At 62.3% G+C, this 26826-nt stretch carries 21 protein-coding genes; 15 read left to right on the top strand and 6 right to left on the bottom strand.

Annotated elements, in window-relative coordinates; translation table 11 throughout:
• Window positions 1–1042 precede the first annotated feature (1042 nt).
• Window positions 1043–1297, bottom strand: coding sequence for a hypothetical protein (locus AU197_RS26395; protein WP_197415417.1), 255 nt, complete (start codon window positions 1295–1297; stop codon window positions 1043–1045).
• A 1698-nt stretch (window positions 1298–2995) separates the two neighbouring features.
• On the opposite strand from AU197_RS26395, the gene AU197_RS00165 reads away from it, so the two are divergent.
• From AU197_RS00165 to AU197_RS00150, 4 genes are read left to right on the top strand one after another with little or no spacing between them, the layout of a single operon-like run.
• Window positions 2996–6064, top strand: a complete 3069-nt coding sequence (locus tag AU197_RS00165; protein WP_064400398.1) for a BPTD_3080 family restriction endonuclease — start codon at window positions 2996–2998, stop codon at window positions 6062–6064.
• The gene (locus tag AU197_RS00160) at window positions 6054–8774 is read left to right on the top strand and encodes a site-specific DNA-methyltransferase (RefSeq protein WP_064400397.1); all 2721 of its coding nucleotides are present in this window, start codon (window positions 6054–6056) and stop codon (window positions 8772–8774) included. Before AU197_RS00165 ends, AU197_RS00160 begins: the two co-directional genes overlap by 11 nt.
• Window positions 8775–8808: 34 nt before the next feature.
• Window positions 8809–10590: an AAA family ATPase gene (locus AU197_RS00155; RefSeq protein ID WP_064400396.1), complete on the top strand. Its 1782-nt coding sequence runs from the start codon at window positions 8809–8811 to the stop codon at window positions 10588–10590.
• Complete coding sequence (locus AU197_RS00150) at window positions 10587–13358, top strand: ATP-dependent helicase (RefSeq protein ID WP_064400395.1); 2772 nt, start codon at window positions 10587–10589, stop codon at window positions 13356–13358. Before AU197_RS00155 ends, AU197_RS00150 begins: the two co-directional genes overlap by 4 nt.
• A gap of 184 nt (window positions 13359–13542) precedes the next feature.
• Here the strand turns inward: AU197_RS00150 and AU197_RS00145 are convergent, their stop codons facing one another.
• Window positions 13543–14157, bottom strand: a complete 615-nt coding sequence (locus tag AU197_RS00145) for a TetR/AcrR family transcriptional regulator (RefSeq protein ID WP_064400394.1) — start codon at window positions 14155–14157, stop codon at window positions 13543–13545.
• 72 nt (window positions 14158–14229) lie between these two features.
• Here AU197_RS00145 and AU197_RS00140 point away from each other — a divergent pair, with 72 nt between their 5' ends.
• Together AU197_RS00140 and AU197_RS00135 are read left to right on the top strand one after the other, a co-directional pair.
• The gene (locus AU197_RS00140; RefSeq protein WP_064400393.1) at window positions 14230–15792 is read left to right on the top strand and encodes a phytoene desaturase family protein; all 1563 of its coding nucleotides are present in this window, start codon (window positions 14230–14232) and stop codon (window positions 15790–15792) included.
• 143 nt (window positions 15793–15935) lie between these two features.
• Window positions 15936–16505, top strand: coding sequence for a DUF7255 family protein (locus tag AU197_RS00135; protein ID WP_231744782.1), 570 nt, complete (start codon window positions 15936–15938; stop codon window positions 16503–16505).
• A gap of 64 nt (window positions 16506–16569) precedes the next feature.
• Here AU197_RS00135 and AU197_RS00130 read toward each other — a convergent pair whose 3' ends face one another.
• Both AU197_RS00130 and AU197_RS26390 read right to left on the bottom strand, forming a co-directional pair.
• Window positions 16570–17124: a class I SAM-dependent methyltransferase gene (locus tag AU197_RS00130; protein WP_064400391.1), complete on the bottom strand. Its 555-nt coding sequence runs from the start codon at window positions 17122–17124 to the stop codon at window positions 16570–16572.
• 271 nt (window positions 17125–17395) lie between these two features.
• Complete coding sequence (locus AU197_RS26390; protein ID WP_353612123.1) at window positions 17396–17833, bottom strand: VldE C-terminal domain-containing protein; 438 nt, start codon at window positions 17831–17833, stop codon at window positions 17396–17398.
• Window positions 17834–18306: 473 nt separating this feature from the next.
• Here AU197_RS26390 and AU197_RS00120 point away from each other — a divergent pair, with 473 nt between their 5' ends.
• Together AU197_RS00120 and AU197_RS00115 are read left to right on the top strand one after the other, a co-directional pair.
• Complete coding sequence (locus tag AU197_RS00120; protein WP_064400390.1) at window positions 18307–18768, top strand: DUF3592 domain-containing protein; 462 nt, start codon at window positions 18307–18309, stop codon at window positions 18766–18768.
• 1 nt (window position 18769) lies between these two features.
• Window positions 18770–19474: a peptidoglycan recognition protein family protein gene (locus AU197_RS00115; RefSeq protein ID WP_197415415.1), complete on the top strand. Its 705-nt coding sequence runs from the start codon at window positions 18770–18772 to the stop codon at window positions 19472–19474.
• A gap of 12 nt (window positions 19475–19486) precedes the next feature.
• Here the strand turns inward: AU197_RS00115 and AU197_RS00110 are convergent, their stop codons facing one another.
• Window positions 19487–20818, bottom strand: coding sequence for an adenylate/guanylate cyclase domain-containing protein (locus AU197_RS00110; RefSeq protein ID WP_064400389.1), 1332 nt, complete (start codon window positions 20816–20818; stop codon window positions 19487–19489).
• 326 nt (window positions 20819–21144) lie between these two features.
• Between AU197_RS00110 and AU197_RS00105 the strand changes: the two genes are divergently transcribed.
• The 7 genes from AU197_RS00105 (at window position 21145) to arr (ending at window position 26621) form a co-directional block, all read left to right on the top strand.
• Entirely contained in the window at window positions 21145–21342 is a 198-nt protein-coding gene (locus AU197_RS00105) for a hypothetical protein (RefSeq protein WP_064400388.1), read from the top strand.
• 31 nt (window positions 21343–21373) lie between these two features.
• The gene (locus AU197_RS00100; RefSeq protein ID WP_064400387.1) at window positions 21374–22468 is read left to right on the top strand and encodes a hypothetical protein; all 1095 of its coding nucleotides are present in this window, start codon (window positions 21374–21376) and stop codon (window positions 22466–22468) included.
• Between the two features lie 188 nt (window positions 22469–22656).
• The gene (locus AU197_RS00095; protein ID WP_064400386.1) at window positions 22657–23601 is read left to right on the top strand and encodes a metal-dependent hydrolase; all 945 of its coding nucleotides are present in this window, start codon (window positions 22657–22659) and stop codon (window positions 23599–23601) included.
• Complete coding sequence (locus tag AU197_RS00090; RefSeq protein ID WP_064400385.1) at window positions 23598–23786, top strand: ferredoxin; 189 nt, start codon at window positions 23598–23600, stop codon at window positions 23784–23786. Before AU197_RS00095 ends, AU197_RS00090 begins: the two co-directional genes overlap by 4 nt.
• A gap of 2 nt (window positions 23787–23788) precedes the next feature.
• The gene (locus AU197_RS00085; RefSeq protein WP_064400384.1) at window positions 23789–24991 is read left to right on the top strand and encodes an NAD(P)/FAD-dependent oxidoreductase; all 1203 of its coding nucleotides are present in this window, start codon (window positions 23789–23791) and stop codon (window positions 24989–24991) included.
• Between the two features lie 81 nt (window positions 24992–25072).
• Window positions 25073–25810: a M15 family metallopeptidase gene (locus tag AU197_RS00080; protein WP_231744781.1), complete on the top strand. Its 738-nt coding sequence runs from the start codon at window positions 25073–25075 to the stop codon at window positions 25808–25810.
• Window positions 25811–26192: 382 nt separating this feature from the next.
• Window positions 26193–26621, top strand: a complete 429-nt coding sequence (gene arr / locus AU197_RS00075; protein WP_064400382.1) for an NAD(+)--rifampin ADP-ribosyltransferase — start codon at window positions 26193–26195, stop codon at window positions 26619–26621.
• 9 nt (window positions 26622–26630) lie between these two features.
• Here the strand turns inward: arr and AU197_RS00070 are convergent, their stop codons facing one another.
• The gene (locus AU197_RS00070) at window positions 26631–26804 is read right to left on the bottom strand and encodes a CsbD family protein (RefSeq protein WP_064400381.1); all 174 of its coding nucleotides are present in this window, start codon (window positions 26802–26804) and stop codon (window positions 26631–26633) included.
• Window positions 26805–26826 lie beyond the last annotated feature (22 nt).

The following is a 26826-nucleotide window of genomic DNA, read 5'->3' as shown; positions in this document are numbered from 1 at the left end:
CGCCACCGCGAGCCGACTCGCTCGCTCAAAGACGATTGCATTCTCGTCGAACCGGCCGGCCAACTCTTCTGGAACACTTGCCTCGATCTCACCCAGTGCGTGCGCGAGGTCTTCCGTGGACGCGGGTCCCAATTCGGCTTCACTGATGCAGTCCACAAACACCCGTACGTGCATGCAGAAGCTCTCGGCCGGGCCGTGGCCGTCGAAAACCACTGCCGCACAGTGAAAGAAATAGAACTTCTGGAACCCGTTTAGCTGCGTCAGTGAGTAATCGTGGCGGGCATCGCCAGCTCCTTTCGGAATGCTCGGGAGAGGTTAGTCCCGGGAAACAAATAGCGTAAACCGCGGTTATCGACGACGGTCAGATTAGCCTCGGCCGACGCCGTCACGGTCTTCGTCGGACCGGTGTGCCTTCCGTCCGAATTCCTTACCTAATCCAGGCACCTGATCCGGCAACTGAACTATCCGGCGTTCGACGTACGTCGAGGTGTGCGCTGCGGGAACACTTCTAAGGGACTATCCGGGGTCGGTGCGTAAGACACCCGGGGAGCCGCGAACGCCTGGCTGATCAGTCGGCAGGTGGCGTGACGGGTCATTAGAAACTTACTGAAGAACGCGTAGTTGAAGTGACTGATGCGGTTCTCGACGAACGCCAGTACCCACCCCTCGATGTCGCCGCAATAACTGGCTTCGCTGCCGGCCGAAGGGCCGCTATCAGGTTGGAGCCTCCGCCTTCGGCTGCAGCCGCGCGAACGATGCGGGCGGCATTACGGAAGTTCCCGACAACACCCCATGCCAGCACGTCCCAGAGCAGGCTCAAGAGGTCTTCATCGGACCCGGACTCTCGCGCGATGGCTGCCATTGAAAAGAAGTGCTCTCGGCCCATCGGGTCGTGCCAACCAACATCCCCATTGCAGCCCAACAACCAACATTGATCGGTCCTGGTCCGGCCAGGCTTCCGGCAGCGATACTTTCTAATTCGCAGCGCAGAAGGTCGCCAATCCCATCGTCAGACTCGCGCCAACTCATCGTTGCATTCCACTCATCGTGCATGCCCGCCCGGCGGCGCCTGCACCACCGTTTGAGCCACCGCGTCGACGGGGTTGATGATGCGGCGTTGCTGCTCGTTGACCGACAGAGGGAGGAAGCCGACCTCGTCGGTGGTGATCACCGCACCCGCCACTTCGCTCTTCTCCGTCTCTGGCTGTCGGTCGGTATCGATCAGCAGCATGACCCCAGCGGGCACCTCCCCGGTCGCGAGAATCCTGCGCCACGACGTGCTCGTAGATTTGGACAAGCCCCCCGATTGTGCGGCAGCGCAGGATCAGCGCCGGCGCAAAGGCTCCACGCCGATTAGCACCTGTGGGCGCCTCGAGCAGGTCGTCGTAGACAGCGTGTGGGTCGAGCCGGAAGATGAGCCGACGGCAAAACGAGCCGATGGCCGCTACGTCGAGAAGATGCGCCGAATACTCTCCCGCGGTTTCCCTGATCTCGTCGATCGCGGCAGGAGCTGACACCAGGCTGGGGTCGAGCATGTCAAGTTCGATGACAACTGATTGTGGCGACGGAACCTGGCGGACAGGGAGTGTCTCAGAGGCCTCGTCGAAGGTGACGGCAAACTGCGCAATGGCAGCGTGCCGCTGGACCTTGTTCATGGTTTCAGGATGTCAGGAAAGGCATTCGACGCCGACCACGAGCTCGAACTCCTCGCTGTGATCGGTCGACTTGAGGTAAATCGCGAACAGGTCCTTATACAGACCCCGAAGGCCTCCGCGACCCCGACGGCCTCGTCAAGAAGAACGCGCCCCCGGTCGCGTTCTTCATCCGAAGACTCGTCGTCCGCTCCAGATCGCGGCCTCCACCGTTCGGGCTCATCGGTGAAGATCTCCGCGCGAAGAGACTGTTGCTGCTCTACGTCGTCGAATGGCCCGGCTCGACTCGAACAGCAGCTTTGGCAAGACCGGCGGATACAGCCGAGGACGCGGTCAACTTCCAGCAAGGGTTCTTCGGCATCGAGGGCGGCCCGCCATGGCGGCTACTGACCGCGGGATGGGGTGGCAAGTTGCTGACCGGCTGCGAACGTACCAGACTGCATCTTCGAAGTCATCGACGGTACGCACAGGCAAGACCAGCAACTGCTGGGTGGGGCCGAGAAGCGTAAACAAGTCGACCGCCTTACGCACCAGACCGCCGTCGTCCGGATGCTCGTCAACCAACGTGAACTCCTCAGCTAATTCCGATGACCACTGACCACCCACGGGCACCGATGCCACCGCTGACAGGCACGGTGGTCCCAATTATGGGATCCGCGCCCCATACACCGGAACGGTTTGCGGGATTGATCTTGGCCGGCTTCTCGCTCGCCGGAGAGGTGGTTCCAGTTCGCTGAACCCTACGGCGGTTGCCTTCGCGCTCGAATGCTCTGATTGATGGCCCCACTTCTGCAAAACTGTCGATTGCACGGGAGTTCGGACCGGGGAGAAAGTTGCCGAGGTACAAATTCCAATGGGGGAACCTGCCGCGAGATCTACTGGTCACGCTCTGCAATGACCTGCTTCAGAACTACGACGAGACAGATACTGCCGACAGTTTGCATCAGATATATGGAGCCAGGCCGACCGAAGACTTCATCAGAGAGGCCTGGCCGACTCTGCTGCGCAGCTGGTTCACTCGAGCAAAGGAACCGCGGCAGCGTGTTGTCAAAGAACTGCGCACCCAACGTCACGAGACTGGAGCGCTACGGAGCCAGGTCGCCCAGATGGAGTACCTCGAAGGCCTTCGCAACGCGAAGAAGCTTAGGGCGGTTGTGCTCTCCGAATTTATTGCATACGGCGAGATCAATCAGGTACCAGCGACCGAAGCACGAGCGCCGAAATCGCGGGGGCGGCGTGCGCGTAAGACGAGTCGTAACAATAAGCGGAGTAGGCCGCCGGCGGGCGGCAACACTAGCAGCCGCCAGTCTCCCTCTCCGCCACCGAAGACAAGGACGCGCCAGGTGACAGTACACATCGACAACCCGATCTTGAACAGTCCATACGAGCAGCCGGATCGACATTATGAGATAGGACTGCATGGGCCGACCGGCGAGATCCGCGACGGCCGGCGGCCAAGCGAATCCTTCGTACCGATCGCGGCGATAAAGAAGGGAAAGGGCAAAGGCGTCCAGGAAGAGATCGACTTCGACCTAACCGGCGAACGCCGCGAGAAGAACAGCCTGATCAACGATCTCCGACGCGACGTTGAAAAGTGGCGCCGCGGGGGCCACTACGACGGCGTCACCGCGATCACCCGTAAGCTGCTGCAGCACTGGGCTGACCCGACGAGGGAAAACCGCGTCCTGTTCTGCCAGCGGGAGGCGGCGGAGACCGCAATTTTTCTGACAGAGGTCGCAGGCCGTCACGCGCCCTACTCCGATTGGCGAAAGCGCCTTGAGCCGGAGAACGATGCGCACAACAGTGGCTTGCCGCGCGCTGCGCTCAAGATGGCCACGGGATCGGGAAAGACGATCGTCATGGCCATGCTTATCGCCTGGCAGACGCTGAACAAGCAGTACACCCCGCGCGACGCGCGCTTCACGAACCGCTTCCTAGTCGTTGCGCCCGGCATCACGATCCGCGACCGCCTGCGAGTGTTGCTTCCAGAGGATGCGGAGAATTACTACGACCTTCGTAACCTCGTCCCGACTGACCTCAAGGGCGGCCTTGAGACGGCGCGAATCGTCATTACCAATTACCACTCTTTCCTTCTCAAGGACGCCAAGGAGATCAGGGGCATCGCCAAGAACACCCGGCTTCTGCTTCGAGGTGATCGCAAAGACGATCCATTCAAGGAGTCTCCGAAGGCGATGGTCAGTCGCGTGCTCCGCGACCTCGGCGCGGATAGACAACAGATCATGGTCCTGAACGACGAGGCTCATCACTGTTACCTGGCGCGCCCAATTCAAACCGGCGAGAAGCGCGATAAGGAGCAGAACGAGGAAAATGAGCAGGCGGGTGTCTGGTTCACCGGTCTACATGCCGTCGCTAAACATGTTGGAATAAAACAGATATGGGACCTGTCGGCCACGCCCTTCTACCTCTCCGGCAGTGGCTACAACGAGGGTTATATCTTCCCGTGGACGGTCAGCGACTTCTCTCTAATGGATGCGATCGAGGCCGGCATCGTGAAGGTTCCGCGTACGCCGGTCGATGATGACGCGGACGACGAACTCGTGACCTACTTGCGACTGTGGGAGTACGTCGGGCCACAGCTGCCAAAGCGCGCGGCGAAAGACACCGTGAAGGACTGGCTACCCCCAAAGGAACTGGAGGGCGCTCTACGAAGTCTGTACCGCAGCTACGAGCGGGCATACGAGCACTGGGAGAAGGCGCTCAAGCCGTACGGCGAAACACCACCGGTCTACATTGTCGTCTGCCCAAATACCGTTGTCAGCAAGCTCGTATACGACTGGATCGCAGGCGAGGTGATCGTCGAGGGCGACGACGTCGTAGCGCATAAGGCAGGAAACCTCGCACTCTTCAACAACATGATTGACGGGAAACCGGTAGCCCGCCCGTACAGCATTCTTGTTGACTCTGCGCAGCTCGAGTCCGGCGAAGCACTCAAGGATGACTTCAAGAAGGCCGCCCGCCTCGAGATCGCCAAGTTCAAAGCGGAGTACCGCCAGCGCAACCCAGGCGCCGACGCCGAGAAGCTCACCGATGAGGACCTTCTGCGCGAAGTCATGAACACCGTCGGCAAGAAGGGCAAGCTTGGCGCCGACGTACGGTGCGTCGTCTCTGTCTCCATGCTGACCGAGGGGTGGGACGCCAACACGGTCAGTCACATCCTCGGAGTGCGAGCGTTCGGTAGTCAGTTGCTGTGCGAGCAGGTGGTGGGCCGGGGCTTACGGCGGCGCAATTACGCGACAAACGAAGACGGCCACTTCGAGCCCGAATACGCCAACGTGTACGGAATTCCGTTCCAGTTCATCTCCAGCGATAGACCTGTTGCCGATCCGAAACCACCGAAACCTTCGGTCGAGGTGCGCGCACTCGAAGGCCGGGAGCATCTGAGGATCACATTCCCAAACCTCGACGGATACCGTGTCGAGCTGCCTGACGAGGATATCTGGCTCGACCTCGAGGATGCGCCTCCGTTCGAGATCGGCCCTAATACGGTCCCGTCCTGGGTAGAGATGGGTGGAGTGGTCGGCAAACGAGAGCTCGAGGAGGGCGACCCGACGCAATACCGGTCCCAACAGGTCGCCTTTGCCCTTGCGAAGCGGATCCTCGATGAGAGATTCGCGGCTGCCAACGACAAGCGGCCCTGGCTTTTCCCGAAATTGGTTCGCCTATGCAAAGACTGGATCGACCAACGGGTCATATTCAAAGGCGGCTATGGCCTGGGCTATCTCATGACGATCACCGAGGGGCAAGTCCTCGCAGCCGAACAGGTCTGGAACGCCATTATCAGCCAGGACGGTAACAGACGTGCGCGACTTCGCCCGATGATCAACCGATTCGACCCGGAAGGGTCAACGGGCGACGTCGACTTCGTGACCCGCAAACGCACCAAGCCCACTGAGAAGTCTGAGGTTTCGCATGTCACCCTCGACGGCAAGGATGGCAATACGTGGGAAGAGCGCCTGGCCAACGAACTTGAGCTGAACAAGAATGTTCACGCGTATGTGAAGAACGACCACCTCGGCTTCGCTATCCCCTATGTCCACAAGGGGCGCAGCCACTCCTACGTTCCAGACTTCCTGCTAAGGCTGACAAAACAGGATGAGTCCGAAGTCAACCGCAGTCTCATCATCGAGGTATCGGGCAGCCTGAAGCACGCACACAGCCCGGGCTCCCCAGAACAAAAGGCAGTGACTGCCCGCGACTCTTGGTGTGTGGCCGTGAACAACCATGGCGGTTTCGGCCGCTGGGGCTACATCGAGATGAAAGATCCAGACGCCTTCAAAGTACACCTCTCACAGGCGATTCAGACCCTGTACGCCGACGCGCCGATCATCGGCGACCCCGACCTTCTCGACTTTAACCAGACTGGCAGCGATAGGAGCGCTCGTGGCGCGTAAGACCTCGAAAGCCTCGACCCCGGTTGACTCGATCACGCACGACGATAAGCGGACCAACATCCCGACCGCAGACAACGTCGATTTCCTTAACAGCGCCGTATTAGAGGAAGTTCGTCGCGTGCGCTATGCACGAGATGAATCGCTTGACCCTCAATTGGTTTGGCGGGGCAAGTACCCGTCGGCGGACGGGATCGACGACTATAGGAACGATCTAGTAACTGACGCACCGCCGATCTACATCCAGGAGAAGATCGACCCCCGTGTGCTGATCGAGAACTTAAGACGGACTTCGGAGCGGCCCGATGACGAGCCCGAGTTCACCTTGTTCGACTCATTCGACGGCCTCGACGACCTCCAGCAAATCGAGTTCTACAAGCACGGCGCCAACTGGTCGAATCGAATTATCCTTGGTGACAGTTTACAAGTAATGGCTTCCCTTGCAGAACGGGAGAAGCTGCGCGGAAAAGTGCAGATGGTCTATATTGACCCGCCTTACGGAATCCGCTTCAACTCCAACTGGCAAGTTTCAACAAGATCGCGGGACGTGTCGGATGGGAAACTGGCAGATGCCGCCCGCGAGGCTGAGCAGATCAAGGCATTCAGAGATACGTGGCAACTTGGCATCCATTCGTATCTTGGATATTTGCGTGACCGCCTCAGCGTCGCAAGAGACTTGTTGGCAGAATCAGGCTCCGTTTTTGTCCAGATCGGCGACGAGAACGTACACCTCGTACGGAACCTTCTCGATGAAGTGTTCGGTTCTGAGAACTGGATAACGACCGTAATCGTTTCCAAGACAAGCAGTGCGACTGGTGACTTTATAGGCGGAACCGTCGACTATGTCCACTGGTACGCGAAAAACAAAGACATCGTCAAAAATCGAACACTCCTACGTCGCAAAGTAGGTGGTGGTGACGGCGCCGGGATGTACACGCGAGTCCAGTTGCCAGACGGATCCCGTCGCGCTATCACGCGCGAAGAGAAGGTGGATCTCTCGCTGTTGCCAGTCGGGGCACGCTTATTTCGACACGACAATTTAACTAGTCAAAGCATGGGGCGTGAGAAGGGGGAAGGGGCTGCCTCCTGGTTTCCTATTGATCTTGATGGGAAGACCTACCGTCCGAGTCTTCAGGCGAGGTGGAAAACTAGCGAGGCAGGTATGGCAAGGCTAATGCTCGCAGGAAGAGTTACTGCCGGGCGCACAATGCCCGCCTATGTGCGATTTTTAGATGACTTCCCAGCGTACCCGTTCACTGAAGTGTGGAACGACATTGGCGGAGCTCGGGACAAACGCTATGTCGTCGAGACAGCGCCGACGATAATCGAGCGTTGCATATTGATGGCAACGGATCCCGGTGACCTGGTGCTCGATCCCACATGTGGTGGCGCAACTACGGCGTTCGTAGCAGAACAGTGGGGCCGTCGATGGGTGACCATCGATACCTCCAGGGTGGCGCTCGCACTAGCAAGGCTGCGCGTAATGAGTGCGCGTTATCCGTGGTATCTCCTATCGGACAGCGCAGAGGGGCGCGCGAAGGAACAGGAACTCTCAGCGAAGGCACTTCCAAATCACGATTTCGCAAATGACATTCGTCTTGGGTTTGTCTACGAGCGTGTACCCCACGTAACGCTTCGATCGATAGCCAACAATCCCGATATCAAAGAGGGCATGACTCGTGAAGAGATTGACGCCGCAATTCGCCGTCACGCAGACTTCGAGCCGCTATACGACGCTCCCTTTGAAGACACGAAGAAAGTTCGGGTCGCCGGCCCGTTTACGGTCGAGTCCCTCAGCCCGCACCGAGCCCTCTCCTTCAGTAATTGGGACGAGCCGACTTCAGAAAGCTTGGCCGCGAAAGACGTTGCATCGCCAAATTTCGAGCAGTCGATACTGGACAACCTCGCCAAGGCAGGGATCCAGAACGGCACCAGATCCGAACGAATCACATTCGCAGCCTTCGAGTCGTACGCCGGCTCGTACATCCAAGCAATTGGTGAGCAAGTCGAGACTGGCGCTCACGCTAGGCCGGCTCGGGTGGGCATTGCGGTCGGTCCACAGTACGGAACTGTGAGTGCAACCTACGTAAAGAATGCCGCGAAGGAGGCGATCCAGGCCGGTGACATCGACCTGCTCTGCCTTCTCGGATTCGCCTTCGACCCCAACGTCACCAACGTGACAGAGACTGATGGAGTGACGGTCGAAGCGACTGAACAGGGTTTCGCCCACGTCGAGGGTGCGCGACTGCTCGGTAAGCTGCCCGTGCTCATGGTGCGCATGAACGCCGACCTCCTCATGGGCGAGGAACTCAAGAAGACCGGCGCTGGAAACCTTTTCACGGTATTCGGTGAGCCTGACATCGAGATAAGTAACACACCAGAGGGGTACGTCGTCGACCTTCGAGGTGTAGATGTCTACGACCCAACGACTGGTGAAGTCCGCAGCAACGACACCGGTCAGATCGCCCTTTGGATGATTGACACCGATTACAACGGCGAGTCGTTCTTCGTGCGTCACTGCTACTTCACGGGACGCAACGATCCCTATAAACGGCTCAGAATCGCACTGAAGGCTGATATCGACGAGGAGGCATGGAATTCGTTGTACCAGACTGTCTCTCGTCCTTTCCCGGCGCCGGCTGACGGCAACAAGGTCGCTGTTAAGGTGATTAACGACTACGGCGACGAGGTGATGAAGGTGTTCGAGGTTTAGCCACGATGCATCCGCCCGGACATGCTAGAAACTTATGAAACTGACGCACATCAAGCTGGCCAACTTCCGAAGCTTCCTTGACGAGCATGAATTTGAGCTCGCAGACGGTGCCAACTTCTTTGTCGGACCTAATAATTGCGGGAAGTCCAATTTGATTTCAGCGCTCGAGCTGTCGATGGACCCAGAGTCGGTCTTCGTCCCGGAGCGGGACCGTCCAGTCGCTACCCAAGGAAAGGGTCCCCCGAAGCACACCCGCATTACGTTGACCTTCAGGAATACTGACAAGAGCAGCCCCCAGACCACACTCCTTCATCGCGCGCGGAAGTACGAACTGGCGCTCCGCACAAAACAAGGTCGGGATCCCGGACGAAAAGCAAGGACCTACGCCGACGATGGGGAGATCCGCCGCGTCGTCACGTTCGGTGCTCAAGGTGCACGCCAGGTCAGCTACCAAGCCAAAGGGCTAGGTGCGGTTTCCCTCCCCATCGACAGCCCAGAGCACCTCGCGGTAGAAAGTCAGTTTCTTAAGGTTGTCCGTTTTGGCGTTGTTCACAGTGGCGAAGACCTCGAGTCCGTGCTGAACGGGAAGTTCAGAGAGGTACTGCAACTCGTCATCAACGACCACCTGTCAACACAACTAGCCGATACGGAGAAGCTGAGAGAGAAGTACGTCAAAGGGCTTCGTACGGTGCTGCTGAGACCCTTACGCGAACGGGTCTTTGAGCGCGTCTCCTCTGTGTTCTCCGAGATAAAGATCGTGGATCTGTTACCAGACGTGCCGACGCTGAACGACACCCTGTCGTCTGTTGGTATCACGCTCGCGGACGCTGCCAGTACAGAGCTGAAGGGCAAAGGCACGGGTCTTCGCGGGGCGGTTCTTATCTCGATGCTGCAGTATCTCGCCGAGCAGAGCAGACGATCTCTGGTGCTCGCCGTCGAGGAACCGGAGGCTTTCCTGCACCCTGGCGCGCAGGAGGGCATAGCACTGCAGTTGGAAAAGCTCGCAGAACGTCCAGAAGTAACTCTCCTAGTAACTACTCACTCACCACACATCATCTCTCGACGAGCTGACGCGCGGGTGACCGAGCTCCGAAAGAGTAAAGACGGCAACACTCATCTAGCGGCGACGGCACGCGGAAATGAGGACCGGGCGGAACTACTTGGATCGCTGTTCACTGACCGCGGCCTGGCACGCGTTCTCGAGCAGGCCACGTCCGCGCCGGCCGGTACGCGGGCCATAGTGGTAACAGAGGGCTACACCGATGGACTGTTCCTTCGCTACGGCCTTCAGGCGGCCGGACGCCCAGATCTCCTTGAAGGGATCCACTTCATCAGCGCGGGAGGCGCCAAAAAGGTCGTATTCCAAGCGGTCCTGGCGGACTCGGCGACTCACGTGCCAGTTATCGCCATCCTGGATCAGGACGCACACGGCCGTTCAGCCCGCGACCATCTAAAAGACTTCGGTTGGACCGCCAACGACCACATCATCTATCTCGGGTCATGGCCCAAGGCATGCAATATAGGGGAGCATCCTGTCGAGATCGAAGACCTGATTCCGCCCGGCGCGGCGAGTGCGATAAGTCAGGTGCTAGGCGATGACGCCCACGATGCGACGCAGAAATGTAAAGGAAGAACTCACTACAGCTACAGCAAGGCATGGAAGGAGCTAGCGATCATGCAGCTTCCCAAAGAACTCCGCGGGGAAAACCTGGATGATTTCGTCTGGCTCGGTGAGGAGATTGCCAAACGCATTGCCAAGATCACCGAGCGCCCATCGCGTGTTACGAGTGTCAACGACCCAGCAGCATCCAAATGACGAAATACACGCCGTCTCAGCAAGAAGCCATCAGATGCATAGATGAGACTCTGCAGATCATTGCTTGCGCGGGATCCGGTAAGACCCAAGTCATTTCGCAGCGCATCGCAAAAATTCTCGGTGAATCCGGGGTGGAGCCACGGAACATCATCGCCTTTACATTTACTGAGAAGGCCGCTGCGGAGCTGAAGGACCGAGTTCTGCGCCTCGTCGAGGAACAGCACGGTGAAGTCGTGGGTATGGCCGAGATGTACATCGGCACCATGCACGGTTACTGCCTAGACCTTCTACAGCGTCTCGTTCCGGACACCTTCAAGTTTTCTGTGCTCACAGAGATAACCGCGCGCCTGCTCGTTGACCGCAACAGCAGGAAGTCCGGCCTGACGGCCTGCCCTACATCTTCGGCGAAGACACCTACACTTCGACGCTTCGTACACTCTCGGCTCTACCTTCAGATCGCCAGCATCTTGCGCGAAGACATCGTCGACGAAGACCTCGTCGACCAGCGCGTTTGGGAGTGTTTGGATTCGTACCTCCGCCTTCTCGTCGAGAAGGCAGAGTTCGACTTCACCGAAATGATCAACCTCGCAGTGTCGTTCCTTGAAGCAGATCCTGACGAGGACGAGGACGCCCGCACTATCCACGACCATATCCAGAGCGACGTCAAGTATGTCGTCGTCGATGAATACCAGGACGTCAACGCGCTCCAGGAGCGCCTAGTCGTCGGCCTCGTCAAGTACGGTGCCAACCTTTGCGTCGTTGGTGACGATGATCAAACCATCTACCAATGGCGCGGCAGCCAGGTGGCGAACATCATCAACTTCTCGGGGCGCCATCAGGGTGTCCGCCAAGTCACTCTTGCTGAGAACTTTCGCTCCAGCAGAGGCATCGTTGAGTTGGGACGTTCTGTCGCCGAGAGGATTCCGTCAGCCGACCGCCTAGCGAAAACCATGGTATCGGCCGAAAGTCAGCAGTGGGATCGAGGCGACATACTTGCCCTGATATTCGACGACGAGCAGGCTGAGGCATCGTGGATCTGCGACCGCATCGAAGAGATGCGCGGCGTGCCATTCATCGATGCTCCGGGTAGCGTCGCTCGAGGACTGTCATGGTCCGATTTCGCGGTTCTGTTCCGCTCAGTGGCGAAGGACGCCGGACCGCTGGTTGAGGAACTGCAGCGCCGTGGGATTCCTTACATAGTCAAAGGGCTGAACAGGCTCTTCGAGAGTGCCGAGATCATCGCAGTCGTTGGCCTATTCCGATTCATGACACGTGAGATCGACGCCGACACCTTGAGTCAGCTTTGGGACGTCGCCGACCTTGTGCCTGACTTCGAACTCTGGCCCGGTGCGGTAGCGATCCTCGAAGAGGGTCGAAATTTTGGCCGCGGTGATAGGTGGGGTGTTTACAACATCCAGCGTGTCTACCTCGATTTTCTTGCAGCTCTGGAGCTTCGAGAAGAGTCGGTGCCTGGGTTACCAGCCCGTGGTGAACTTGTCTTCTACCAACTTGGTAAGTTCAGCCAGGTCATCTCCGACTTCGAGCAGATCTACTTCAACTCCGCACCCGCACAGAAGTACGAATCCTTCGTCGGGTGGCTCACACACCAGGCGCCCGACTATTACGCAGAGTCTGACGCCGATGTCGGGTACGCCTCGCCTGATGCCGTCACCTTATCGACAGTGCATCAGGCTAAGGGCATGCAGTGGCCAGCAGTGTTCGTCCCGTGTCTGCGTCGGAATCGGTTTCCGTCGAAGCGCCAGGGCGGGCTGAGTGTTTTTCATGTCATCCCCGAGGAAGCGGTCGCGGATGCTGACCGTTATCGCGGCACAGTTGAAGATGAGACGAGACTCTTCTACGTAGCCATTACGCGCGCGCAAAAGTACCTTTGGCTGAGCTACTCTCCCGGCCCTAACAAGTTGTATAAGAACCGATCAGAGTTTTTCGACCACTGCACCGGCCAGACTTGGGTGTCTACGCGGCCGAGCACAAACCCTCTGCCAGCTCGAATGGAGCCGCAACCGCGCCACGAAGTTCCAGAGGTGACCTTCTCGTTCTCAGAGCTGAAGTACCTCTTCGAGTGCCCTTACTCCTTCAAGCTCCGCTTCTTGTACGGCTTCAATCCGCCCCTGCACGAGGCGCTCGGTTACGGCAAAGGTTTGCATGATGCCCTGTCCGAAGTGCATAAGAAGGCTGTTGCCGGCGAGATCCTCGATGAATCCGTTGCCCAGGATTTGGTTGATCGCCACCTCTTTACCCCGTTCGCCTACCCCGAGCTTCGGGAGACTCTCGAGCGATCGGCTGTCGCGGCCATCAAGCGGTACTTCGCCACACACGGGGACGATATCCCGCGAACTGTACATTCGGAAAAACAGATTCAGGTACACGTAGCGCCGGGCATCACGGTCGACGGACGAATTGACCTCATCCGGAGGCTCGACACTGACGAACTCTCGATCGTCGACTTCAAGTCCACCGACCGTGCTCAGCCAGAAGAAGTCACTCGAGATCAATTGCATGTGTACGCAGTCGGGTATGAAGAACTAACTGGCGAGAACGCAGACTTGATTGAGGTACTTAATCTCGACGAAGCCGGAAAGAGCACACGTGAGGAAGTTGAGACGGGCCTGCTTACCGACGTTCGTGAGCGAATTCGCGAGGCCGGGGAATCGTTACGAGACAACCAACTAAACCGTCTCGCTTCATGGTGCACGCAATGTGAGCGCTGCGACCTCGCCGGTATATGTCGCGATCGTACGAACGTGTGAACAACGTCCTTGTCCCCCATGACCGCTAGCCGGGTACGACACTATCGGTGCGTTCACGCACAGTCGAGCCGCATAGCGATGGACCTTTCGTCGGTTCGGTACGAATGCGGCTGCGAAAGATTTGCTACATGGACTCAATACGTTGGCCAGCAAGATCCGCGGCGAAACCGCGTGGCGAGGAGTGTCAGTCCGCCTGATCAAAAGCATGCGTCACCGCCAGCCCCGACCGCACTAACTCCACACTCTCCGAAACGATCTGGCCCAGATCGCCCACGCACCCGCCGCGCCCCCAGTTCTCCACGGCCACGACCAAAGCCGCAGCCAACACCGCGCCCGCCACCTCGGCCTTCAACTCGATGCCCGGCACATCGGCATAGCGCTTTCGCACGAAGTCGGTGATCACCGCCGCGAACGACGCCTGTACCACCCGTAGGTGGCCGGCCGCCCGCTCCCCGATCAGGCTCGCCCGCAGCAGCGCCGCCTGACGCACCACCTCCAGATCGTGCGGGAAGCTCCCGACACTCGCCATCACCGCATCGAACAGCGACTCCGACGCCGGCCGCCGCGCCAGCGCCTCGGCCAGCCACTCCAAGCGCGTTTCATAGTCCGCGAACAGCACCGCTTCCTTCGTCGGGAAGTGCCGGAAGAACGTCCGCTCGGTGACGCCGGCCTCCTCGGCCAGCTGCGACACCGTCACGTTCGCGAACCCGTCCTTCGCGAACCGCGCCAAGGCCACCCGCCGCAGCGCCTCTTTGGTCGCCTGACTGCGCTGCTGATGCAGGTTCACGGGCATCGCCATAGTTCCGCGATCGTATCGCACGACTTTGTCAGTACTGCCACAATTATGTCAGTACTGACATAGCCTGCCGACATGAGTGACTATGACGCGATCGTCGTCGGCGCCGGCCACAACGGACTGACCGCCGCCGCCGTCCTCCAACGCGCCGGCCTGCGCACCCTGTGCCTCGAGGCCAACACCTACGCCGGCGGAATGGCCGCCACCGTCGAACTCATCGACGGCTTCCGCTACGAGATCGCCGGGTCCGTCCAGTTCCCCACCCCCAGCGAGATCACCAAAGACCTCGGCCTCGACACCCTGCCCACCGTCGACGCCGACGTCATGTCGGTCAACATCGGCGAAGCCGGCGAAGAAGCCATGGTCTTCTACCGCGACCCCATGCAACTCATGACGCACCTCGCCGAGAAACACGGCACCGACGCCGTCACCGGCATGGCCGAACTCATCGCCTGGAGCCAAGGCCCCGCCCGCGCGCTCGGCCGCTTCGACGTCCGCAAACCACCCAAGACCATCGACGAGATGTACGCCTGCGCCACAAACGAATCCGAACGCCGCGCAATCCACGAGACCCTGTTCGGATCGGCGATGGACGTCATCGACCGCTATTTGCCCGACAGGAAACGTCACGCCGTCATGCGCGGCATGCTCGCATTCCTCGCCATCAACTCCACCTACCGCGGGCCCTACACCCCCGGCAGCGCCACCTGTCTGGCCTTCGCCCTCGCCGTCCCCGACGAAGGCACCGCGATGATGACCAAACTCGAAGGCGGCATCGGCGCCCTCACCGAGCATTTACGCGAGATGTTCGAAAGCCGCGGCGGCGAGATCCGCTACCGCACCAAAGTCGAACAGATCCTCGTCGATGACGGCAAGGTCACCGGCGTCCGCCGCAAGGACGGCCACACCATCACCGCACCCATCGTCGTATCCAACCTCTCCCCCGACACCACCCTCACCGAACTCGTTGAGGCCCAGCACCTCTCACCCCAGCTGCTCGAACGGCTCCAGGACCGCGACCACCGCGCGTCCTTCGTCCAGATGCACTTTGCCCTCGACGGCCTCCCCGAATTCGGCCCGCCGTACGACCTGCTCAACGAGCCCGGTATGCAACCGTCCGTCGGCATCTTCGGCTCACCCGAAGAACAACAACGCCAATGGGAAAACGCCTGCCGCGGCGTCGTTCCCGACAACCCGTCGCTGGGCATCCAGATCCCGTCCGTGCACGACCCGAACATGGCCCCGCCAGGAAAACATGCTGCCAGCGCCTACGCCTACGCGTTTCCGGTCGAGACGCCCCGCGACCAGCACGGGCACTTGAAAAACGAGATGGCCCAACGCGTCATCGACAAGATCACCCGCTACGCGCCGAACTTCAAAGACATCCAGATTCGGCACATCACCTTCGCGCCGTACCACATGAACACCATGTTCGGCGCCCCCGCCGGCGACTTCTGCCACGGCCTGCTGCACCCCGACCTCATGGGCCCGAACCGCCCCGGCCCGAAGGGCTTCCGCGATCGACCGATCGGCATCGACGGGCTCTACCTCTGCGGTGCCGGTTGTCACGGCGGCCCCGGCATCACCTTCATCCCCGGATACAACGCCGGCTATCAAGTGCTCGACGACCTCAGCTGAACCCTCGCCTCAACCTTCCGAGCGGTCAAACAGCGCGTAGCCGCGGAGAGTAAACCCGCCGAGATGCCACACTGATCCCCGTGGTCCGCACAGGCGCTCGAGCACAGGCTCTGCAAAATCTCATGGCCCGTGCCGGATTCACTGTGGCCACTAGTGCTCCGCCTGCTCCTCGGCTCGATGCCCTCGGCTCACAAGCTCGTGAGCGGGTCGCCGAGTTCTTTGAGTCGCTCGGCGGACAGACACCGATGCCGCGATTGCGACCCGGCGCGTGGGACCTGGCGTTCTCGGGCGGGCTGGTGATCGAACTCGACGAAGAGCTGCACTTCAACCGCTACCGGGCTCAAACGCTCCATCCGCAGTGGGCGACGGCCCTTCCATGGCGCGACACGTATCTCGGCCTGTGCGGCGACTTCGAGACGCAATGCCTCGCCGCAGGGAAGTGGGGTAAACGGTGGACGACTCCGTCCTGCGAGGCGATGTTCGGGCCGCCGAGTCCACCCGGTGTTCTGGACGGGCCTGGCTCACCTCGATGGAAGCAACGCGCGTTCTACGATGCGGTCAAAGACATTGCGGCGCTTGAGGCGCAGACTCCCCGGCTCTGCCGGCTCTCGACCTGGGACCGGGTCGGCGAGACGACGATCGGCGACGCACTCGCTGGAGGCGCCATCGACCTTCGCCACTTCGCCGACTTCGTCGCACAGCGGACGATCTAGCCGCGCCTCACCCACCGCGATGCGCGGCTTACTCCGCGTCAGACAGACCGGACGAACGGTTCCGCTATCGTGCCGGTTTCCTTGCCAACAGCCATGCTTCGCCGTCGCCTTCACCCGCGGCGATGACCTCGAGCTGAGCGAACGCCGCGGTCAACTCGCCCGGCTGCACCCGGAAGCGCCCGGCGCCAGCGCCGACCACGCTCAGCGCTGAGATCGCCAGCAGCCCACCGGGTGCCAGCCGATCGACGATGGACTGGTCGAGCCGGAGATCACGAAAGCGGTGACACATGACGACGTCGACAGGCGGGCCCGCCGGCAGGCCATCATCGAGATCGACGACCTCGAACCGACACCGCTCCCCCACGCCGGCCTGCACCGCCAGTTCCCGTGCCTGATCGATGGCTGTCGCCGAGACGTCGAGACCCCTGACGTCGAGCCCGCGACGGGCAAGCCACACACTGGCGACCCCCTGCCCGCACGCCAGATCGAGTGCCCGACCCTCGGCGGGGAACTCTGCCTCGAAGGGAGCAAACACCACCGGAATCTCGGCTGCGGATACACCCGGCGTCGTACGGTTCCGGTATCGCTCTTCCCAGCGGATGCGATCCTGCTCGCTCACGCACTTCAGCGTACGTTCGCGTTCCGCCCATCTACCCCGAGACCCGCAGCTCGCCAATGCCGACGCCAGCCACAACCATGATCTGGCCACAGAGAGGTGGGGGCACAACGAGAACCCAACGCGCCCACCTCTATTCGCGCGAAGCGACAAGGTCGCTCGTCTGACGCCTCCGCGGACGACACCGGCGTCACGAGAGCGCCGATCCGCCAATCAACACGAAAGATGTTGGAGTGCTGGGTGATTGACGAACACCTTCAGACGCGGCGGGAGTTCAGCGGAGGTAGACCTGGCCCTCTTGCGGATATCCGCCGCCGGCCGTGGCGATGTGCACATGGTCGTAGTGGTTGGCCGTGTCTGAGCCACGGTCTGACATGACATTCTTCGAGCCGTTGGGACGGTAGATGGTCTGGCGCCAGATGGCGTGCTCGAGGCCGAAGCGCTCCGCGTTCGCCATCACGTAGGCCAGGACCTTATCGCCGAGTTCGATCCCCGCCGCCGAGCGAGCATTCGGGATCATCACGTCGATCGCCAACCCGTGCGGATGCCATTTCAATGAATCGGAGCGCACGCCGCCGATGGTGAGGATCTCGGGAAACTCCGCGCTGACCGCGCGCGCCGCCAAGATCGTGTCGACCTGCAATCCATTTTCCGGCGCCCTGCCCTGTGGCAGCACGGGCGGGACGCTCGGGGCGGGCGGCTGTGCGGCCATCAGGTTCACCGCCGGTGGCGGTGGTTGTGGCGCCGCGGCGACGTCGCAGCACCCAACCGCGTCACGGACGTGCGGATAACTGTCTGCGCCGACCACAAACAATGTGGCTGCGGTAATCACGCCTGCAACGACCGCCAAGCGCGGACGCCGCCGCATCTTGGCGAATGAATGTCGTCCCATCGACGGCGGACGATACCCACCACCCCTATACGCTGACCAATCGCTGACGAGTCTTTAAGCAATCGACGACGCCGCCCCTGGCGTCGCCGAAAGCAAACGTCACAGATGCTTTAGAGGTCCGCTTAGCGGACTAGAGCAAATTCCGGCGACGGTTTGCTCGTGGTCCAGATCATGTACCGCACGGCAATGTGACGCAGCCCGGACCGCCGTCCGGACGACATCGAGAACAGCGTTTCGTCCGCCGGCTCAACTGAACGACCGCACGCCGCTGATCAGCGCGTTAGGCTCCGGCGGTGGCCAACTACGTCACCGAGATCGGCCTGTTGATCATCGGGATCTTCCTGCTGTTCCGCGGGCTGCCCGGTGTGTTGCAGCTGCTCGGCGCCCTCGGCTGGCAGCGCGTCCCGGGAACCATGCTCGGCTCGGGCGTCGCCGGCTACCAGACCCAAGCCGGCGCCGGACGCATGGGCGCCAACGTGCAGCGCTCCGTCGTGGCCTACCAATACCAAGTCAACGGCCAGACCTTCGTCGGGCAGCGCGCCGCGTTCGGCACACCCCTCGGATTCGGCATGGGCTTGGGCGGTATCGCCTCCGCACAAGCCTCTCGATACGCACCCGGCCAAACCGTCGACGTCTGGGTTGACCCGAAGAACCCGATGAACTCGGTGCTACGCCGAAGCGCCCCTTCGTCATTGGTGATGACGGCACTCGGCGTCGCGGTGCTGATCGCCGCTGTCATCTCGTTGATGGGCTGACATGCTCGCCGACGACCGCTTCACACTCAGCCGCCGACGACTCCTGCAACTGTCCGGTCTGGCAGCCGCTGCCACCGTCGTACCGCCACCCTTCGCAACGGCGGCTCCGCCGAACGCCCCAAACATCTTGTGCCGCACCGCCTGGGGCGCCCAGCCGCCCCACGCCGGCGGCACGCAACACACCCCCGTCCGCATGACGATCCACCACACCGCGGTGACCCTCGGCGACAACGCCAACGCGCCGGCACGCCTGCGCCAGCATCAGCACTATCACCAGGACACCCAGGGCTGGATCGACATCGCCTATCACCTCAGCGTCGACCGCAACGGCAACATCTACGAACTGCGAAAGCCCGAACTCGTCGGCGACACCGCCACGAACTACGACCCGACCGGTCACTTCCTGGTCGTCTGCGAGGGCGACTTCGACAAGGAGGAGATCACCGAGGAGCAGCTCCACGGCGCTGCGCTCGCCTTCGCCTGGGGAGCACAGCGATTCGACATCCCGACCGACACGCTCGCCGGGCACCGCGACGCCAGCCACGACACCTCGTGTCCCGGTGCGAACCTCTACGCCCACGTCGTCGACGGTGATCTGAAGAACCGCGTCGACGGCATCCTGGCTGGCGGAACCGTCGACCTTCGCACCATCTGCGGGCCCGAGGCCTCACAAGCCGTCGCCGACATCGAGTCCGGTCTGCGCTGACGTTCTTATGCGTCAGCGCACCGCCAAAACCGGCCACCGGTCGGGCACACCCTTGAGTTCGTGGCTGCCGCGCTCGTCGAACACGATCCGCGACCCGAGCACCAGCGGCGGGATCGCCCCCGACACCAGCACCTCGCCGGGGCCCGCGAGACCCATGATCCGCGCCGCGATGTGCACCGCGATGCCATGCACGTCGCCGTCGGCCATCTCGACCTCACCGGTGTGCAGGCCGGCGCGGATCGTCAGCCCGAGATCGTCCAGCGCGTCGCGGATCGCGCACGAACAGTGGATCGCCCGCGCCGGGCCGTCAAACGTCGCCAACGCGCCGTCACCGGTGAACTTCACGACCGTGCCGCGCGCACCGTTCACATGGCGCTCGACGACCCGGTCGTGCGCGGCGAGCGCGGTCGACCACGCCTCGTCGCCCAAGTGCGCTGCACGTTCAGTCGACCCGACGATGTCGGTGAACAACACCGTCGACAGCACGCGATTGGATGGAACAGTGCCGCGGCCACCGGTGAGGAACGACTCGATCTCGTCGACGACAACGTCCGCGTCCCCCGCGAACCACACGTGATCGTCGCCGTCGAACTCCACCAACCGGGCATGCGGGATCCGCTCGGCGACGTATTGCGCATGTCCGCTTCGCACGTGGCGGTCGTCGCGGCGGTGCATCACCAGCGTGGGCGCCTGAATGCTGTCGAGGACGGGCCGTACGTCGGTGCGCACGAACAGATCGAAGATGTCCGCGAAGTACCCCGGACCACCCGCGAGCCGTTCACCGCGCGCCATCCAGCGACGCTTCGCCAGGTCCGATTCCCAACTCGGCGTCAGATGGACGGCGTCGCCTCGCCCGACGCTCTCCTCGCACCAGCGGACGTAGTCGGTCAGGGTGGGTTCCGGCATCCCGAACGGCTGGTCGGGTGTGCGGGGGTAGTACGCGAACGGGCTCCACAGCACCAGCGACTTGACGCGCTGGGGGTGGCTCGCCGCGAGCAGCATGACCGGCAGCGCCGACTCGGCCATCGCAAAGATCGAGACCCGTTCGGCGCCAACGGTATTCAACACCGCGAGCAGACCGTCGACCCATGATTGCATGGCCGGCCGGTCGCAGATCGGCACGGCATCGGAGCTGCCGACGCCGAGCAGGTCGGTCAGGATCAGCCGGCTGAACGACGACAGCCTACGGAAGTGACCGGCGACGGTCGGCTCATCCCACAGCAGATCGATCGGGAACGTGGCGGTGGGGACCCACAGAAGGTCCGGCTCGCCGTCACCGACCACCTGATAGGCGAGGTGAACGTCGCGGTCCCGGGCGTAGACGGTTTCGGGGCTGGCCGCCATTCTGCGAGCATGCCACCGCCGCGGGGACGACGGACTTCTTCGCGTGACGGACGCTGACGTCGTCCCTGCGTTACACGTGAGACGCATGGGGCGTCGTCGTCGTCCAGCAAACTTATTGATAGGGAAACCCCTGATTCCTCCGGTGGGGTATCTCCGTAACGTTTTATCAGTCGGACCTCTAAACGAGCAGTTCGTCGGACTTTTCAATTTCAAGCACCATTGAACAGTCAGATGGACCGCGCTCAAAAAGCGGCGACTCTACCGGTCGCAGCAACCCCTGGGGGTCGCGCCATCACATTTCCATCCGCACGACCAAGAAGTAAGCCATGAAGAAGTTCCTTGCCGGCCTCGCGCTGGCGCTGACCCTGAGCATCGGCACCACCATCGGCGCGGCCGCCCCGGCGTCCGCCGATGAGTTGAGCTACCTGAACGCCATGGCCCGGCTCGGCATCACGCCCAACAACAACGTCACCTACACGCAAGCCCAGGCCGTGGTGATCGCCGCCAACACGTATCTCTGCTAGACGCTGCCACTACGCATCAAAGGACACCACCATGGTCTACTCGTACTACGACCACCAGCAGCCGACCGTCCCGTGGCCCGACGGATACGACGATGCAAATCCGAAGCGCGACAGGCGGAATCCCGTCCTCACCGCGTCGCTCTCCGGGGGCATCGCGGTACTCGTCCTTGCGGTGGGTGTCCTGCTCGGCCTCCAGCTGACGGGATCCACTTCCGACGACAAAGCCCCACCGAGCCCGGCACCGACCGTCGCCGCAAGTGTTCCGAACGCGCCGGTACCCACAGTGCCGCAGGAGCCAGCCGCACGCCGGCCCGCACCGGACACGACGCGTCTGGACCGGTCGAGCTACGAGTCGCTGACCGCGCGCGAGTTCGCACTCATGGTGAAGAATCCCGACGCATGGGCCGGCCGAAAGGTCGTGGTGTACGGGGTGATAACACAGTTCGATGCAGCGACGGGCGCGACGACGTTCCGCGCCGACACCGCATCCGCGCCGATGACGGACGTGTACGACTACGACCAGAACACCCTCATCACCGCGCACGACGCGGACATGGTCGCCAACTTCGTCGAGAAGGACAGGGTGACGATGTACGTCGAGGTGCAGGGCTCGATGACGTACGACACGCAGATCGGTGGATCGGCGACCGTACCGTCGTTGACGGCCAACATCATCGACAGCACCAGCCGACCCGTGTCCCGGCCGGCTCCGACATACCCGGCCACGCAGCCCGATGCCGAGACCGCCAGCGGGAACCAGCTGCGCGCGATCGCCACGAGCGACAAGCCGATGGTCTTGGCGACTCTCACCGACACCTGGGTCCCTCAGTTGAGTTCCAAGTGGGTCGGATTGGTCGCCGAAGGACGCACCTGGACCAGTGCGGCAATACTTGCCGAGCACCAGCAACTCCGGCAGGCCTACCCGGGTGTGCGGCTGCTGTGGTCAGGCGACTGGTCGACGTTCTCGGATTCGAACTACTGGGTGACCGTCGCGGGGCTCACGTTCCCTACCGCCGAGGGCGCCTTGGCGTGGTGCAGGAGCGGAGGCTTCGACCGTGACCACTGCTTCGCGAAGCTGATCAGCACCACGCACGCCGTCGAGGGCAGCACCGACTACAACAAGTAGCCGACGCCAAGAGTCGGCACTCAGTCGATTCACAGCGAACCGCCACCGCCGGTTTGAGTACCGGGTGCTTCGGCGGGGTACGCGACCTCTACGGACGGTTGCTCACCGCGCGTCGCTGCCGGTGTTCGACCGGACCTTCAACGAAGAAGGAACCGACGGCCCGCCGTCGGTCGGCGGAAGAGGTACCGATGCCCGAAGTCGCGCAGCACCATGACGGATATCCGAAGTACCGTCGGATGGTCCGCTTCGATTGGTCGGAAACGCCGATCCACTGGGTTCCCGGCGATCCGTTCTCCACGCACATGATGAATGTCCTGCATCTGCTCCTGCCCGAGGGTGAACGGCACTTCATCAAGGCGGTCCTGGAGGCGTCGTCTCTGGTCGACGATCCCGAACTCGAGGCGTCGATCAAACCTTTCATCCAGCAGGAGTCCTGGCACGCTTGGGCACACCAGGTGGTGTTGGACCACTTGGCCGAGCAGGGCATCGACACCAAGCCCTACACCGACAGGCTCGGCAGGACCTTGTCGATGACGTTGGGCGACCCGCCGAAGTTCTTCCCGCCGCCGCTGAAGCGGTGGTGGCTCTACCGGCGGCTGGCCGATGTGGCCGCGCTGGAACACTTCACCGCGGTGCTGGGCCAGTGGGTGCTGCAAAACCGCGGGCTGGACTACGCGGGCACCGATCCCGTCATGCTCGATCTGCTCCGTTGGCATGGCGCCGAGGAGGTCGAGCACCGCTCACTGGTCTTCGACGTGTACCAGCACGTCTGCGGCAGCTACTTCATCCGCGCATTTGCGATGCTGATGACCGCGCCGCTGTTCGTCGGCTGGTGGATCGCCGGGGCGCGCTACCTGATGGCCAACGATCCGACCATCGACCAGAAGTGGCGATTCCGGGACTGGATGCGCGCCGCGCGCGAATACAAGCTGCCGGGCCCGTGGAACTTCCTCGTGACGGTGCCGCTGCGATACATGCGGCCCAGCCACCACCCGAGCCATGAGGCCAACACACAAATGGCCATCGACTACCTGGAGCACTCGCCGGCAGCGCGGGCCGCGCGCGAACGTGCGGGGTCACCGAGCCGGCAGGCCACCACGGCGACGGAGAGGGAAGGGGCTGGAGTGCGATGAAGGTCATCGTCGATCTCGACACCTGTGACGGCAACGGCGTGTGCATGAGCATCTGCCATGAAGTGTTCGACGTGCGCGAGGACGGTCTGCACGTGCTTCAGGACGCGCCCGGCGAGGAGCTGCGCCAGCAGTTGAAGGGTGCTGAGGTCTCCTGTCCCACCCGCGCGATCGTGGTGAAGGACTGATCATGGCGGCGGGACTGCGAGACGCGGTTGTCATCGGGGCCGGGGTCGCCGGCGTGCGAGCGGCGGAGACGCTGCGGCAGAAGGGCTTTGACGGTGTGTTGACGATCGTCGGCGACGAGCGTCAACCCCCGTACCACCGGCCCCCGCTGTCGAAGAAACTGTTGTCCGGCGAGATCCATCGGGCCGGCATCGACATGGCGCCGCAGTTCGACCTCGACGCCCGGGTGCTGCGGGGCGCCTCGGCGGTAGGGCTGGACGACAAGTCGTGCACCGTCCATGTTCAAGACGAGGATCGAGAACTGTCGCTGCGGTACGACGGGCTGGTGATCGCCAGCGGCGCCGTTCCTCGCGAGTGGCCGGGCGGTCCGGTGCCCGACGGCGTGATGATGCTGCGCACGGTCGACGACTGCCTCGCCATCCGGGAACGGCTCGCCTCGCGCCCCCGTGTCGCGGTGGTCGGCGGCGGCTTCATCGGGGTCGAGGTGGCGGCCACCTGCCGCGCGCTCGGGTTGAACGTGACACTGATTCAACGGAGTTCGAACCCGCTGCTGTCCGCACTCGGCGCAGAGCTGGCGCCGCACTGGGCCGAGCTGCACCGGCGCCACGGTGTCGACCTGCGACTCGGAGTCGGCGTCGAGAAATTCGTGGGCAGGCGCAAGGTGAAGGCCCTTCGATTGACCGACGGTTCCCGGGTCAAGGCCGACCTCGTCGTCATCGGGCTGGGCGTCACGCCCGCGACCGACTGGCTCAAAGGCTCCGGAGTGCGCATCGACGACGGCGTGCTCTGCGACGCAACGGGCACCGCCGAGGGCGTTCGCGGCGTCGTGGCGGCAGGTGACGTGGCGCGGTGGTGGCATCCGCGCTACGAACGCCATCTGCGGATCGAGCACTGGGACGTCGCCAACCGCCAGGGCGAGGCGGCGGCGCAGACGCTGTTGGCCGGTCCGCAGCACGCCGAGAGCTATGACGAGATTCCCTACTTCTGGTCTGACCAGTACGACGTGAAACTTCAGATGCTGGGTCTGCCAACCGATCACGATGCGGTCGACATCATCGAGGGCGACCTCGACCAGTGGGAGTTCGTCGCGGCGTACGGGCGCGGCGGGCATACCGTCGCGGTGCTCAGCACGATCCCCGGGCGGGTACACGCCTACCGCGGCGCCCTCGAGGACAATGCGGCGTTTCCGCCCACGCCCGCGGCATAGCACCGGGCGCCGCTTCGATCCCGGCGCGGACAGCGTCGCGATCTGCTGAGCACGCGTACCCGGAGACAGTACGATCCGGCCGTGCACAACTACGGTCGTCTCGTCGCGGTCGCCAGGCTGGCCGCCATCGCCACGGCAGCTGCGCTGCTCGTGCAGTGCACGTCCTCGCCGCCGCCGGCCGCGCCCACCCCGCCGCCCAGCACCACCACCGCACAGCAGCCCACGACCGCGCCCCCTCCGCCGCCGAGCGCCACGCCGGCCCCTGCCGCAGTGCACGCCGTCACCGCGGCCGAGCTCGGTGAAAGTTGGCGTCCCGGTTGCCCTCTGGCGCCCGAGCGACTGCGGCGGGTCGAGATCGACTACCTCGGAATGGATCTCCAGACACACCGCGGAGAACTGGTGGTAAACGAAGTCTTGGTACCAGAGGTCATCGAGATCTTCGAAGAGCTCCGCGAAGCGCGCTATCCCATCGAGAAGATGCAGACGCCCGACCATTACCCGGGCGCCGAGGACGAACTGTCCATGCGCGACAACAACACGTCGGCGTTCAACTGCCGCGACATTCCCGGATCCGGCAGCTGGTCCCACCACGCCTACGGCCGGGCCATCGACATCAATCCCCTCATCAACCCCTACATCGACGACGCAGGTGATCTTCAGCCCGCCAACGCCGCACCGTATCTCGACCGCACTCGCATCGACCCGGGCCTACTGCACGACGGCGATCCCGCGGTGCGGATCTTCACCGACCGCGGCTGGACGTGGGGCGGCGATTGGCAGAACCCGAAGGACTACCAGCACTTCGAGAAGCCCGAATAAGTTCCGCGCGAAAAGAATTCAAGTTCCTCATTCGCAATGCACCCCGTACCGAATAGTTACCCGGCTCCGGGCGATGTTGCGTAGCGTCTTGCGCTATTGCCCGACGCACTGGAGAGCGCATGCCCTTTCCCTGGGAACTGAATTCCGACCGGCCCTACCGTCACGAGACCTATCCCGACCCACGAAGCCCATCACTCGAGGATCCAGAGCGCCTGATCGAAGACGCCGACTCGGCGAAAGGGATTTTCGGGGACACCAGAAGGCAGTAGACCCGGCGATTGTCTTCCCGCTCTCACTTTACGTCAGGGGGTGGGGCTTGCGGCAAGGCCCCTGATGTGCTGCACAATCGTCCGACCATGCACACGACGGACGAAGGAGCAGCGTGTCGAACCCGCCAAAACCGTTCGAAGTCCACGAGTCTGGTGCCTACCTTCACGGCACGAAGGCCGACCTCTCCGTGGGTGACCTGCTGGTGCCGGGGCGCCCGTCGAATTTCGAGGATGGGCGCATCTCCAACCACGTCTATGTGACGCAGACGCTGGACGCCGCCACCTGGGGAGCCGAGCTGGCGCCAGGTGAGGGACGCGGCCGCGTCTACATCGTCGAACCACTGGGCGCCGTGGAGGACGACCCGAACGTCACCGACAAGAAGTTTCCCGGCAATCCGACGCGCTCGTACCGCACCCGCGAGCCGGTCAGAATCGTCGGCGAGATCACCGACTGGGTGGGCCATCCACCCGAGCAGATTCAGGCCATGCTCGACGGCTTGGAAGACCTGCGGCGCCGGGGGCTGGCCGTCATCTACGACTGAGCCGGGAGGCTACTTCTTGAAGGCGTCCTTGATCTTTTCGCCGGCATCCCTGAGGTTGGCTTTCGCCTGATCGCTGCGGCCCTGGTCGCGGGTGAGCGGGTCGCCGGTCAGGTTGCCGACCGCTTCTTTCGCCTTGCCCGCGAGGTTGTCCATCTTGTTCCTCGCCTTGTCCGCTGCGCTCACCGTTCCTCCTCGAAGTCGATCT

The sequence above is a fragment of the Mycobacterium sp. IS-1590 genome (assembly GCF_001500025.1).
Lineage (GTDB): Bacteria > Actinomycetota > Actinomycetes > Mycobacteriales > Mycobacteriaceae > Mycobacterium.
This window is presented reverse-complemented; position numbering and strand designations above follow the sequence as displayed.